11 protein-coding genes are annotated in these 13,239 nt (G+C 54.7%); 2 read left to right on the top strand and 9 right to left on the bottom strand.

What is annotated here, in order from left to right:
- Positions 1–286: 286 nt before the first annotated feature.
- The 9 genes from A6U95_RS19420 to zwf form a co-directional block, all read right to left on the bottom strand.
- On the bottom strand, positions 287–1,033 hold the full coding sequence (locus tag A6U95_RS19420; protein ID WP_065685651.1) for a KDGP aldolase: 747 nt from the start codon (positions 1,031–1,033) through the stop codon (positions 287–289).
- Positions 1,020–2,144, bottom strand: coding sequence for a DgaE family pyridoxal phosphate-dependent ammonia lyase (locus A6U95_RS19415; RefSeq protein ID WP_065685650.1), 1,125 nt, complete (start codon positions 2,142–2,144; stop codon positions 1,020–1,022). The genes A6U95_RS19420 and A6U95_RS19415 overlap by 14 nt, the downstream gene beginning before the upstream one ends.
- A 10-nt stretch (positions 2,145–2,154) precedes the next feature.
- Positions 2,155–3,015, bottom strand: a complete 861-nt coding sequence (locus A6U95_RS19410; RefSeq protein WP_161629439.1) for a PTS system mannose/fructose/sorbose family transporter subunit IID — start codon at positions 3,013–3,015, stop codon at positions 2,155–2,157.
- Entirely contained in the window at positions 3,015–3,761 is a 747-nt protein-coding gene (locus A6U95_RS19405) for a PTS sugar transporter subunit IIC (protein WP_021806649.1), read from the bottom strand. Before A6U95_RS19405 ends, A6U95_RS19410 begins: the two co-directional genes overlap by 1 nt.
- A gap of 32 nt (positions 3,762–3,793) precedes the next feature.
- Entirely contained in the window at positions 3,794–4,279 is a 486-nt protein-coding gene (locus A6U95_RS19400) for a PTS system mannose/fructose/N-acetylgalactosamine-transporter subunit IIB (protein WP_065685649.1), read from the bottom strand.
- Between the two features lie 5 nt (positions 4,280–4,284).
- Complete coding sequence (locus A6U95_RS19395) at positions 4,285–4,704, bottom strand: PTS fructose transporter subunit IIA (protein WP_037413462.1); 420 nt, start codon at positions 4,702–4,704, stop codon at positions 4,285–4,287.
- 133 nt (positions 4,705–4,837) lie between these two features.
- Positions 4,838–7,648, bottom strand: coding sequence for a sigma-54-dependent transcriptional regulator (locus A6U95_RS19390; protein ID WP_065685648.1), 2,811 nt, complete (start codon positions 7,646–7,648; stop codon positions 4,838–4,840).
- A 192-nt stretch (positions 7,649–7,840) separates the two neighbouring features.
- Positions 7,841–8,482 (bottom strand): bifunctional 4-hydroxy-2-oxoglutarate aldolase/2-dehydro-3-deoxy-phosphogluconate aldolase, encoded by a 642-nt coding sequence (locus tag A6U95_RS19385; RefSeq protein WP_021181159.1) that lies wholly within the window; start codon positions 8,480–8,482, stop codon positions 7,841–7,843.
- 281 nt (positions 8,483–8,763) lie between these two features.
- Complete coding sequence (gene zwf, locus A6U95_RS19380) at positions 8,764–10,239, bottom strand: glucose-6-phosphate dehydrogenase (protein WP_065685647.1); 1,476 nt, start codon at positions 10,237–10,239, stop codon at positions 8,764–8,766.
- A gap of 392 nt (positions 10,240–10,631) precedes the next feature.
- On the opposite strand from zwf, the gene A6U95_RS19375 reads away from it, so the two are divergent.
- Complete coding sequence (locus A6U95_RS19375; protein WP_037376120.1) at positions 10,632–11,498, top strand: MurR/RpiR family transcriptional regulator; 867 nt, start codon at positions 10,632–10,634, stop codon at positions 11,496–11,498.
- A gap of 190 nt (positions 11,499–11,688) precedes the next feature.
- Positions 11,689–13,131, top strand: a complete 1,443-nt coding sequence (gene pyk, locus A6U95_RS19370; protein WP_021181157.1) for a pyruvate kinase — start codon at positions 11,689–11,691, stop codon at positions 13,129–13,131.
- The last annotated feature ends 108 nt before the right edge of the window (positions 13,132–13,239 follow it).

Genomic DNA, 13,239 nt, shown 5'->3' with positions numbered 1-13,239 from the left:
TGTTCTGAGAGGCGTTCTATTAAGTTTCATCATAATTATTCTCTATCTTCAGCCGCACACCGTGCGATTTGCCCAATATCCTCATGAATGTAAAATTTTCAACTGCATTAGTTTTACCATAGCAAAAATCAGAAAGCAAACCGCCGTTTTCACATTTAGCGAAAAAAAATGGTTTATAAATAAGAACCTTAATGTTTTTAAAAATTAAAAAAGGCTCGGGTTTTCACCTGAGCCTTACAAGATTTTCGGCAGCCTGCAAGTGCGGCAGATTCAGGCGCCACGCACCTTAGCGCAGGATCTGTTTGATGCCTTCCAGCAGCGATGCGACCTCTTCGGCACGGGTCTCTCCGCTGTGCGGATCGATGATGGAACTGTAAACGTGTGGCATCACCTTTGCGACTCCGGCGTCAAGGCAGGTTTCCAGTATTGGCAGGATGTTTCGCGTATCGATCCCGCCGGTGGGTTCGATCATGGTCATGCCATTGCGTACGCAACTTTCCGCCAATGCGCGCAGTTCTGCCAACGACGATAAGCCGCCCATCGGGAAAAATTTGGCCGCGTGCCCCCCCAGATCGAGGATCATACGCACCGCGCTGTCACAACTCACCACGGCAGGCTCGCCTTGGCTGCTGTGAACCCCGGTGGAAATGATCACCTTCCCTGGCGTGCCGGTAGGCGAGATCAAGGCATTAATGCAGGTATTGCTGATACCTCGGGCTGCCAATGCACCTGCTGCAAAACCACAGCCGGTGAAGGTTTGGTTGACGTGTGCGGGCGCGGTGGCCGCCGCAATCATTGCCGCCTTATAAAACTGTGCCGCTGACCCCGCCCCCAAACCAACGGAAATCGCCGGGATGTGCTCCATCCAGCGCTTCACCTCGGCCACACCCTGTTCCACGTTGGTAAACTGCGCCGAGATCACACCGATAGCGGCATGTCCTTCGGCGGCATGGTGTACCTGCAATGCGTTAGGGATATCTTTGGCCAGCACGTTGATGGCCACTCGCTCCTGGTAAAAATCAAGCTGTTGCATGTTGCCCCCTGGCCTGTTGCACAATTTCCGTCAGCCGCGCCACAATCAACGCAAAATCGTCGTCGCGCAGCGCCCGTGGATCGAAGCTGAAGACGCCCTGATTCAGCCAGTAATGGCGGGTGTAAATCGCCACCTCGCCAGTGCGCAGTTGCTCTTCCACCTGATAGGCGGTTAATCCTAGCCTGGAGGCGTCCACGTTTACCCGCACCCGATAAATCGCTCGCCCGGCTTCATCCTGTTCGATTTCAGCCTGTAGGCCAGGCAACGCGGATATCTGCTGTGCCAATTCGCGCAGCGCGGGTAATTGGCGGCTCCAGTCCGGCTGATGCTGCTGATAATGATCCAGTGCCATCACCAGCCCCACCATGTTCTCTTTACCGATTTTCATCGCTCGCGCAATACCGTTATGCTGAGCTTTGCAGCAGGCGATCCATTGCCGGTCGCCGGTAACAAAACCGGAGGTCGGTGCATCCAACGCTTTAGCTCCGCTGTAAACCACCATGTTGGCCCCGGCTGCCACATAAGCCCGCAAATCTTCTTCTGCGGCCGCATCAACAATCAGCGGCAACCCGGCATCACGGGCCACGGCGACAAAATCGCTCAGCGCAACCATGCCCTTTTGCACACAGTGATGCGACTTGACGTAAAACAGTGCCGCCGTCTGCGCTGTGACGGCTTTTGCCAGTTGCCAGCGGGCCGCCAGATTGCTTTGCCCCACCTCAACCACCTTACCGCCCCCCAACCGGATAGCGGTGGTGATCGGCGCACCGTAGTCAATATTGTGGCCACGCAGCATGACGATTTCATTCGCCAAACCGTCACTGCATGGCATCATTGCCACCCGCTCCGGCTCCCCTCGGGTAATGGCTGCCGCGACCGCAATAGCCACCCCGGCGGAAGCGCAGGAGGTCACATAGCTGTCTTGCGCACCGGTATGCTGAGAGATGAGTTCGCCAACGCGATCCACCAGCGCATCAATTTCCACAAAGGCTGACGCCGCCTCGGCCGTGGCCGCCATCACGTCTTTCGGCACCGAAGAAACACCAAGGAGGGTCATCTTGCCGCTGGCATTGATCACCCGCTTCAGCCCGAGCCGTTGATAAATATTCATCGTTGCTCCATTACAAAATGCCTAGCAGGGAACACACCACGCTCAGTACCACCACCGAAAGCAGAATGGTGGTATAGCGCGGCCCTTTTTTGACCAGATAGAAGTAGATAGAGAACACCGCAGCCAGCGGCAACAGGCCGGGGGCGATGGAATCCAGGATCTGTTGCACCACCACTTCGGAGCCTTCCAACGCGCTGATTTTCAGCGGCGAGGTGATCTTGACGTAGCTGGCAGACAGCGCCCCCATCATGATCAACCCGAGCACGTTGGCCCCGTAGATCAGCTCTTTTATCTTGCCCCCTTGCAGCAGACCGATGATTGACTCCCTTCCCAGCGTGTAACCTTTGTGGGCCAAGCCGTAGCTGATCGCCATGGTGATCACGGTATACAATACCACCGGCATGATGCCGCCCATGGCGCTGCCGTTAGCCGCAAAGGGTATGAAGATGGCGATCAACAGCGGCATGATCGCCGCCCAAACCACCGAGTCACCGATCCCGGCCAGCGGCCCCATCAGGCCGGTTTTAATCCCGGTGATGGACGAATCGGAAATCGGCTCGCCACGGGTCTTCTGCTCCTCCATGGCAATGGCTACGCCCTGGATCACCGCCCCGAAAGTCTGTTCGCTGTTGAAGAAGTTCAGGTGGCGTTTCAGCGCCTCAACCTGCTCTTCTTTCTGCGGATAGAGCTTTTTGATAATCGGTGTCATTGAGGCGCAAAAAATCAGGCTCTGTAAACGCTCGTAAGAGTTGGAGACTTCCGCTCCCAGCCAGTAAATAAACCAGGCCTTGGTGATGTCTCGCTTGGTCAGCACGTTGGTTTGCCGTGCTCTTTCCACCAGTTCGTGTTGCATGATATCGCTGCTCATAATCAGGCTCCCTCACCTTTGGCCATGTTTTTAACCAGGAATGCCGCACAGGTACCGAAGATGGCCATCGCCATGATGTCGACCTTTAGATACAACACCGCGAAGAACCCGGCAATGAAGTAAGGCAGCAGGCTTTTCTTGCCGATCACCATGATGGTGATCGCAAAGCCCAGCGCTGGCAGGATGCCGCCCATGATTTCGAACGAGTGGGTCAGCCAATGCGGCATCAGCGCCAGGAATTTCTCGACCACGCCCTGGCCGAAATAGTTGGCGGCAAACACCACCGGGAAGCGGATCACCAGGCCAAGCAGTGCCGGATACAGGAAGGCACAGCGCATGATCCCGCTGATATTGGCCTCTTCTGCGTGCTTATCGGCCATATGCACCCAGACAGCGTTCACGGTACGGCGTAACTGGTCAACGAACACGCCGATCACCCCAAACGGGATTGCCAACGCGATCGCCAGATTGGGATCCATCCCCGCTTTCACGGCAATGGGCAGCGCGATGCAAGCCGCCAGCGCCGGATCTGAAGGGACGTTCCCGCCCGGCGTAGAGGTGACGCCCAGATACACCAACTGCATCCCGGCACCGATAATCATCGCCGTTTTCATATCTCCAAGCAGGAAGCCAACGAAGACCGCGATGGCGATGGGTTGAACCAACATCCCCGAGAGGGTGTAGCCCAAACGCAGGCGGGCAAACCAGTAATACAGCCCCATACAGATGGCAACGGTCAAGTTATCCATGTTATTGCTCCTAATCGATCAGATGCCGAATATCAGAACTTCTTCAAAATATCTGCCAGTGCCTGCGGCTTGTCTTCCGGGATGGTCTGGAAGAACACCGTCACACCGCGTTGCTGTAGGTCACGCAGGATCGCCACATCAGCCTCATCCAGCGTAATGTTCTGGAATACCGCTTTACGGTTCGGCCCGCCGCCCAGGCCACCCACCTGGATATTTTTGACGTCAAACCCGTCGACCACCGCCTGTTGCACCGAAGCCAGGTTAGGGAACAGCACCAATACGTTGCCCTCTCCCAGTTGGTTCTCCCGCCAAGCAGCCGCAAAGCTCTGGTTGCCATAGCAATCCACTTTGACATTCGGCGGAGCGGCCATCAGATAGATGCTTTTCATAAACGGATCGGCTTCCAGCTCATCACTCACTACCGCGATACGGTTGGCTTGCGACTGCCCAACCCACTTGGTGACGACCTGGCCGTGGATCAAACGGCTGTCTATGCGGCATAAAACGATATTGGCCATAATGATTATTCCCCTGATGTTATTGATTTAATTTGTTTAACTACGTCGAGGCAGCTGTTGCGCCCCAGTTCAACCAACTCATCGAGATGGTTGAGAAGATTGCCCTGTTCGCGTAAATCGATGGCGGCCAGCAGCAAGGTGGCGTTCAGGCCGGAAATCACACCGATGGCGTAGTCACGGCTCAAGCGTGCCGCCACGTTGGAGGTAGTGCCGCCGATAAAGTCGGTGAGGATCAATGACCCCTCCGGCATGGTTTTCACCTGTTGTTCAACGCGCTCATGGAACTCCGCCAGCGTGTCGACCGGCATCAGCGCGATATCGAATACCCCGCTGGTTTCGCCAATCACCATGCGGACGCTTTCGCGCAGTTGTTGGCCCCAGCCACCGTGGGTCAGTAGTAAAATTTGTGGTAATGCAGCCAAAATGGCCTCCTGGCAATCTATTGAAAGTCATTGAAAATTTCCGCTCCCTAGGGATATAGCAATGCCTATGCCAACTTTGTGGCACACCGGGAGGAGTTCAGTGTTGAGCGGGCATCAAGGCCCGCTAGGGTGGGGTTTAGCGGTAGAGTAGTTCGTAGATATAAAAATATTCCGCATCGGACAGGCGGATAGAATAGGCACGTTCAATCGGCGAAAACGCGTCTTTGATGACAGAAAACGCCTGCTGGTCGATATCCTGCTGGGCATCCAGGGCAATCTGTAACGGTTTGTGGCTTAAAACGATACGCTCCACCATGCAACAGCAGTGGATCAGGAAGCGAAGTGTCACTTGCCTTGAGGGCTGTAGATCCAGCGTGCGGCAAATCTGATGCAACACCGCTTCGATCTCTTGCAGAATACGTTGGGGATTGAGCACGGAAATATGGTTGATGATGCTCTCCAGCGTCAGCGCGCTGATGAAGCGCATTGAACAGCGCTCCACTTGCAGCTGGCGTTCGGCGCTGCCAAGGTCCGGGTTTAACAGGCTGAGCACCAGTTCCGGCCCCTGTTCGGAGAACAGCTCTTCCAACGCGATAAACGGGATATCTGGCAAGCCGGGCTGGAAGGTGCCCACGATCCCCACCAGCCGCTCGTTACCGCCTATAGCCTGACGCAACCGCTCCAGGCTGCGCACTTCGTTGTAATCCACCAAGACCATGCGGGTATCTTCCGCCATCAGCTCACCGAAGCTTTCCTCCAGCACTTTTTTGATCTTCACCGCCGTGCCCATCCCGGTGATACAGGAGATTGCCAACACCTTGCCGATCTCATCTTCACGCTGGTCGTAAAGCTGGTGGGCAATCCCTTTGCTGGCCATCAGTTCCATCAAGGGGGCGAAATCACTGGTTTCATAGGTCAGATCCAACCCAATCTCCAGCAACGCCCCCATGGTGATGTTCTGGATCAGCAACACATCGATATGGAACAGTTTGCTGACGGTGCTGGCAAAGTGCACCAACGAGCCGATATCCACAATCAGGATCAAGCGCTGATAGCGCTTTTCCCGCAGTGTCGCGATCAGTAATTCCAATGTGTCATGCACCGACTGCTCGAACGGCATATCGATGGCGGTAAACAGCTCACATTCCAACACCCGATTGACATAGTGCGCCATGCTGCTGGCCGTGGTGGTGCCGTGGCCGATCAACATGGCACCGCAGTCAGGGCTAACCTCCTTGCGCTGGCGGAAACTGCGGCACTCCTTCAAAAACAGGCACAGGTAGACGATTTCCGTCGACGGGCACTGGATGTGGAAGATTTCATTAATTTTACGGCATAGCTGGTTGGCGTTGTCGTACTCATCCTTGCAGTAATCCAGGATCAGGCTGGAGGAGTACAGGTTAGGGATCAACCCTTTCTGCACATAGGAAAGCAGCGCCAGCAGGTGTTTACGCAGATGGCCGGCCATATTCTGTGGCAGCGGGAAACCCAACACCTGTTCAATGCAGCCAATCAACAACGTAATGCGTTGCTCGACCTGGCCGCCATAATAGCGTTCCTCACTTTCCCCACCGTTGCGGCTGTACAGCCCATATTCAAAAATGGTACGTAGCTTGTTCTTCAGGATCGACAGGGTTTCCTGCGGCGGCACGTTGCTGTTGCGCAGGTTGACATATTCGCGCGTCAGATAGGTGTAAAACAGATCGCTGTCCTGCTCGCTGCTCAAGGCGCTCAGATGCTGCTTGAGCTGCTCCAGCGGCTGTGAGCTGATATCCAGATACTCCTGCTGACCAAATATCGCGTCCACCAGCAGGCGGCTGCTTGCGCTGGCAGAGTGTGGGACATCCATCAACCGCTTATCCAGCAACAGCCTTGGGCTACTGTGCCCCATCCCGCTGGCCCAGGCCTGGGCACAGAGAAACTGGATATCGCTTTTGAGTTGGCCAATGTTGCCGCTCAACGGTTTTTCCAGCAGATAGAGCAGCAACCCCTTATCCAGGCGGATAATGCGACCAATCTTGCGGCTCTCAAGCTGTAAGAAACCGGTAATGATTTCTACCTGTTCCTCCAGCGAGCGTTCCCGCAGCGCCGGTATGGCAATCGACACCTGAATACGCCGCAGGAAAGTGCGTAGCAGCGTTGAGTCTGGGCTTTCGGTGGTTGCACAAATCAGCCGTACGCTGATGGGGCGGGCTTTATCGCTTGAACCCAGTGGACGATATTCACCTTTATCGAGGATCGAAAACAGTTTCTCCTGCCCTTCGTAGGGCAAGCGATGGACTTCATCGAGCAACAGAAAGCCACCGTCCGCCTGTTCGATCAGGCCACGTTTGCTTTCGATCGCGCCGGTAAACGCGCCCTGTTTATGGCCAAACAGATGGGACGAAAGCAGCTCCGGGTTATGGGCATACTCGGCACAGTTGAAATACACCAACGGGATTTGGCGCTGTGGCTGTTGCACCGTGGCGAATTGGTGCATCACCTCGGCAAAGAAGGTTTTCCCCACCCCGGAAGGCCCGGTAAGCAACACATGCAATCCACCGGGATAAAGCACCGCCGCCTTGCCCTTCTCTACTGACAGCCGCAGACTGCGGTCATAACCAATTACCGTATGAAAAGGGTCATCACTGGCTGGCTGCGGCAAGGATTTGGCGGGTAATAGATCCAGCAAGTCTTTGGCTTCCAGCCTGTCATCTGGCAGCGACTGCTCAATCAACTGCTCGCAGACTGCCCGGTGCAAAAACAGCACGGGACGAGATTTAATCTTGATGACCAACCGATCACCGTGCAGCTCGTTGAGATCTTTACTGACAGAGTTACGCGCCAATCCCAGGTTGAAAGCGATGGTTTCCGCGGCGAAACCGCCAGCACTTTGTTCCAGCGTTTCCCGGCTAAGCGTAAGGGTAAGACGTTCCAGCTCCTGGCGAACTGCATCTTTACGTTTCATTTTAACCTGTTGTTATTATTAATTATAAAGAAGAAAAAGACGGTAATTGGCAAGCGGGCAGCCAATCTAACCGAAAGTCATCCTAATACAGGGTTAGGGAAAACAACCACCGCAAAATGTGAAGTTGTGGTATTTACAGGCAAAAAAAATGCCAATCACAGAGGATTGGCATCAGCAGGAGCGAACGCGGGTTTAGGCGGTAGCACCCTTGACGGCTTCACGCGCCAATTCGGTGATGCGAGCATAGTCGCCGCTTTCCAGCGCATCCGCAGGCACTAACCAGGAACCACCGATGCACAGCACGCTTTTCAGTGCCAGATAGTCACGGTAGTTGTTTGGCGTGATGCCACCGGTTGGGCAGAAGCGTACCTGCGAGAACGGCCCGGCAATGGCTTGCAGCGCCTTGACGCCGCCATTGGCTTCCGCTGGGAAGAATTTAAACTCGCGCAGGCCATAATCCATCCCCAACATCAGCTCGGAAACGGTGCTGATACCCGGGATCAACGGAATGCTGCCTGCGGTGGCGGCTTTCAGCAGATCGGCGGTCAGACCAGGGCTGATGGCAAACTGTGCACCGGCCTCGGTCACTTCTTGCAACTGCTGTGGATTGATCACCGTGCCCGCACCAATGATGGCATCAGGAACTTCTTTGGCGATCGCACGAATCGCGTCCATCGCACAGGCGGTACGCAGCGTCACTTCCAACACGCGCACGCCACCCGCAACCAGTGCTTTGGCCAACGGCACAGCGTGTTCCAGTTTGTTAATCACAATCACCGGGACTACGGGGCCTGCCGTCAGGATCTGTTCTGCACTGGTTTTCCAGTTTTTCATCGTCATTCTCTCCATTACTTTCGGTTGGTGTTGGCACGCCCCTGCCACAGGGCTCCGCATCGCTGCAGATTCCGATCGCACCGCTAAAAGCCAGCAGACAGGCTGACGCCGGTCACCTAGGCTAATTCTGTTGACGTGTTACCAGCCCCTCCCCACAAGCCTCTCCGATAATAAATCGCTCTCAATCTACCTCTGGCCTCAGAAAGAACACCAGGGTAGCGGGGAGCTCGGTCGGTTCCCTCTCCTTTTGGGAGAGGGAGAGGGAACAGGTTAACTACTACTTATTCGAATTCGTTCCACGAACGGCCATCGCGAGTGATCATCGCGACGGAAGCCACCGGCCCCCAAGTCCCAGACTGGTATGGCTTAGGTGCTTCGTTGTCCGCTTTCCAGGCATCCATGATTGAGTCAACCCACTTCCAGGCTTCCTCCACTTCGTCACGACGCACAAACAGCGCCTGAATGCCGCGCATGGTTTCCAGCAGCAGACGCTCATAGGCATCGGCCACGTGTTCCTGATTGAAGGTTTCCGAGAAACTCAGATCCAGCTTGGTGGTTTGCAAACGATGTTTGTGATCCAGCCCCGGCACCTTGTTCAGTACCTGGATTTCGATCCCTTCGTCCGGCTGCAGGCGAATGGTCAGCTTGTTCTGCGGCAGTTGTTGATAGGAGTCACGGAACAGGTTCAACGGTGGGTTTTTAAAGTACACCACCACTTCTGAACATTTGGTCGGCAAACGCTTACCGGTGCGCAGATAGAACGGCACACCGGCCCATTGCCAGTTGTCGATATCGACGCGGATGGACACAAAAGTCTCGGTGTTGCTGCTCTTGTTTGCCCCTTCCTCTTCCAGGTAGCCCGGCACTTTTTTACCCTGCACGAAGCCTGCGGTGTACTGGCCGCGCACGGTGGTTTCCCGGACATTGGTCTGATTGATACGGCGCAGCGAGCGCAGCACTTTCACTTTCTCATCACGGATACGGTCAGTGGTCAGATCCGCCGGTGGTGACATGGCGATCATGGTCAGGATCTGCAACAGGTGGTTCTGGATCATGTCGCGCATCTGCCCGGCCTGATCGAAGTAACCCCAGCGCCCTTCAATACCCACCTCTTCCGCCACGGTGATCTGCACGTGATCGATGGTGCGGTTGTCCCAGTTGGAAGCAAACAGGGAGTTGGCAAAGCGCAGCGCCAGCAGGTTCAGTACCGTCTCTTTGCCCAGATAGTGGTCGATGCGGTAAACCTGGGATTCGTTAAAGTACTCAGCAACCTGATCGTTGATCACTCGTGAGGATGCCAGGTCAGTACCAAGTGGCTTTTCCATCACCACGCGCGCCGGCTCTTTATTCAGCTTGGCCTCGCCCAGACCCTTGCAGATGGCGCCAAAGGTGCTTGGCGGCATGGCGAAATAGTTGATGGTGGTACGATGTTTCTGGTCCAGCATCTTGCCCAACTCGGCGAAGTGCTTGCTGTCGTTGACGTCCAGATTGCAGAAGTCCAGGCGTGCGCTCAGCGTGGCCCAAAGCTCATCGTCCAGCTTTTCTTTCATAAAGGTGCCCAAGGCTTCCTTGACCACCTTGGTATAAGCTTCTTTATCCCACTCGGCACGGCCTACCCCGATGATACGGGTATCCGGGTGGATGTGACCGGCTTTCTCTAACTGGTACAGGGAAGGCAGCAGTTTACGACGCGCCAGATCGCCTTTTGCGCCGAAAATAACCAGGTCACAGGCCTGGGCTGTAGAGGTTACCGCCATGTTCATCTCCTCGATGCAGGATATTTGTAATTTTCTTACATTACTAATGTACTCTCTTTCGCTACGGCCAGTAAACCCGGATCAAAAGCAGAAAAAAAGCCCCAGAAACTACGGCGTTATCCCCGTCGCGGCGCTAACGCTGCTGGCAACAGGGAAAACTGTAATTTTCTGTCTTTTTTGACACTCTTTTACCATTATGAAAGTTAGACACAGGTCATGTTCTGGTGAAAAAAGCCAGCTTATCCCTTGTCGACACTGCCAACGCTTACCAGCACGTAGTATATTTTCATTAAACCGGATTGATTTCTCCTTTGATTGAAATCGACATACCCTATGGATCGCCAGCGACAGCCGGTGTCCGGCAGGTATAAACCATGAGTGACTCTCGTTATATGAATACGCTGGAAAAAATCCAGAGCCATCTGGAGCTCCTGAGCAAATCGGAAAGGAAAGTCGCCGAGGTGATCCTGGCCTCCCCACAAACTGCTATTCACTCCAGCATTGCCCGGCTGGCCAAACTGGCCGATGTCAGTGAGCCGACCGTTAACCGCTTTTGCCGCCGCCTTGAAACCAAAGGGTTCCCCGATTTCAAACTGCATCTGGCACAAAGCCTGGCCAACGGTACACCCTATGTAAACCGCAATGTCGAAGAAAACGACACCGTTGCCGCTTATACCAGTAAGATCTTTGAGTCGGTGATGGCCAGCCTGGATACAGTAAAGGCAAATCTCGACATTACCGCAATCAATCGTGCGGTTGATCTGCTTACCCAGGCAAAAAAAATCTCGTTCTTCGGCCTGGGGGCCTCTGCTGCCGTGGCACACGACGCCATGAACAAATTTTTCCGCTTCAATATTCCGGTGGTCTATTTTGACGATATCGTCATGCAGCGCATGAGCTGCATGAACTCCGTCGAGGGAGATGTCGTTGTACTAATCTCCCATACCGGGCGCACCAAGAATCTGGTCGAGATGGCGCATCTGGCACGAGAGAATGACGCCACGGTCATCGCCATCACCTCGAAAGATACACCGTTGGCCCAGGCTGCGACCCTCCCCCTGCTGCTGGACGTGCCGGAAGATACCGATGTTTATATGCCAATGGTGTCCCGAATTGCGCAGCTAACCCTGATTGACGTGCTGGCCACCGGATTTACCTTGCGTCGAGGGGCTAAATTCAGAGATAACTTGAAGCGGGTCAAGGAAGCGTTGAAAGAATCGCGCTTTGATAAAGGGATCGTCCCCAACAGTTTCGACTGAAAACGGTTTTAAAAACCGCCGGTCAGATCACAAGTTGACCCGCGGGATTATAGTTGTACCCTGATAGCTCGTTCATACAGATAACCCAGATGAACATTGGGTAGGCGAAAAGCGTCGGCCCCCTCATCCGGTTTCGTTATCTGACGTTCAGCAACACCAATACTTGCGTCACAAGTCAACGGAGTAATACATGACCAGACGGCTCAGAAGAACCAAAATCGTTACCACACTGGGTCCGGCTACCGACCGCGACAATAATCTGGAAAAGATTATTGCTGCTGGTGCGAACGTAGTTCGGCTTAACTTTTCCCACGGCAATGCAGAAGACCATCAGGCACGGGCAGATAAAGTGCGTGAGATTGCGGCCAAGCTGGGGCGTCATGTCGCTATCCTGGGCGATCTTCAAGGGCCAAAAATCCGCGTGTCCACCTTTAAGGAAGGCAAGATTTTCCTTAACATCGGCGATAAATTCCTGTTGGATGCCAACCTGACCAAGGGTGAAGGCGATAAAGAAAAAGTCGGTATCGACTATAAAGGCCTGCCTGCGGACGTGGTTCCTGGCGATGTGCTGCTGCTGGACGATGGCCGCGTACAGCTGAAAGTGCTGGAAGTTCAGGGCATGAAAGTATTCACCGAAGTCACCGTAGGTGGCCCGCTGTCGAACAATAAAGGCATCAACAAACTGGGCGGCGGCCTTTCTGCCGAAGCTCTGACCGAAAAAGACAAAGCCGATATCCTGATCGCCGCCAAAATTGGCGTCGACTACCTGGCAGTCTCCTTCCCACGTACCGGTGAAGACCTGAACTATGCTCGCCGCTTGGCACGTGACGCAGGCTGCAACGCCAAAATCGTGTCAAAAGTAGAACGTGCTGAAGCCGTATGCAGCGACGAAGCGATGGATGACATCATCCTGGCTTCCGACGTGGTCATGGTTGCCCGTGGCGATCTGGGCGTCGAAATTGGCGACCCGGAGCTGGTGGGTATCCAGAAGAAACTGATCCGTCGCGCCCGTACGCTGAACCGTGCGGTGATCACCGCCACGCAGATGATGGAATCGATGATCACCAACCCGATGCCGACCCGTGCCGAAGTGATGGACGTGGCGAACGCCGTGTTGGATGGTACCGATGCGGTCATGCTGTCTGCCGAAACCGCTGCGGGCCAGTATCCAGCCGAAACGGTAGCCGCCATGGCGCGTGTTTGCCTGGGCGCAGAGAAAATCCCAAGCATCAACGTATCCAAGCACCGTCTGGACGTGCAGTTCGACAATATCGAAGAAGCTATCGCCATGTCGACCATGTATGCCGCTAACCACCTTAAAGGGGTTACCGCCATCATCGCCATGACCGAATCTGGCCGCACCGCGCTAATGATGTCGCGTATCAGCTCCGGCTTGCCGATCTTCGCCATGTCACGCCATGAGCACACACTGAACCTGACGGCGCTATACCGCGGTGTTACCCCGGTCTACTTCGGCAGCCACAGCGATGGCGTTGCCGCCGCTAATGACGCTATCGCCCGTCTGCGTGATAAAGGTTACCTGGTGTCTGGCGATCTGGTGCTGGTTACCCAAGGTGACGTCATGAGCACCGTGGGCACCACCAATACCAGCCGTATCCTGCGCGTAGACTGATTTAGTTATTTCGACACGCTGTTACAAGCCAGCCGGTTACTCTACCGGCTGGCTTTTTTAATACCTGGACAACGTTTTCCGTCTCCCATGTACTGACCTTTCAGCTTT

It is taken from the genome of Serratia sp. 14-2641 (assembly GCF_001692375.1).
Classification (GTDB): Bacteria; Pseudomonadota; Gammaproteobacteria; order Enterobacterales; family Enterobacteriaceae; genus Chania; species Chania fonticola_C.
This window is presented reverse-complemented; position numbering and strand designations above follow the sequence as displayed.

Coding starts and splice junctions, on each gene's coding strand:
- A6U95_RS19390 (WP_065685648.1), bottom strand. CDS start 7,648: ATGAAACGTAAAGATGCAGTTCGCCAGGAGCTGGAACGTCTTACCCTT.
- zwf (WP_065685647.1), bottom strand. CDS start 10,239: ATGGCGGTAACCTCTACAGCCCAGGCCTGTGACCTGGTTATTTTCGGC.
- A6U95_RS19420 (WP_065685651.1), bottom strand. CDS start 1,033: ATGCAACAGCTTGATTTTTACCAGGAGCGAGTGGCCATCAACGTGCTG.
- A6U95_RS19385 (WP_021181159.1), bottom strand. CDS start 8,482: ATGAAAAACTGGAAAACCAGTGCAGAACAGATCCTGACGGCAGGCCCC.
- A6U95_RS19375 (WP_037376120.1), top strand. CDS start 10,632: ATGAATACGCTGGAAAAAATCCAGAGCCATCTGGAGCTCCTGAGCAAA.
- A6U95_RS19415 (WP_065685650.1), bottom strand. CDS start 2,144: ATGAATATTTATCAACGGCTCGGGCTGAAGCGGGTGATCAATGCCAGC.
- A6U95_RS19400 (WP_065685649.1), bottom strand. CDS start 4,279: ATGGCCAATATCGTTTTATGCCGCATAGACAGCCGTTTGATCCACGGC.
- A6U95_RS19405 (WP_021806649.1), bottom strand. CDS start 3,761: ATGGATAACTTGACCGTTGCCATCTGTATGGGGCTGTATTACTGGTTT.
- pyk (WP_021181157.1), top strand. CDS start 11,689: ATGACCAGACGGCTCAGAAGAACCAAAATCGTTACCACACTGGGTCCG.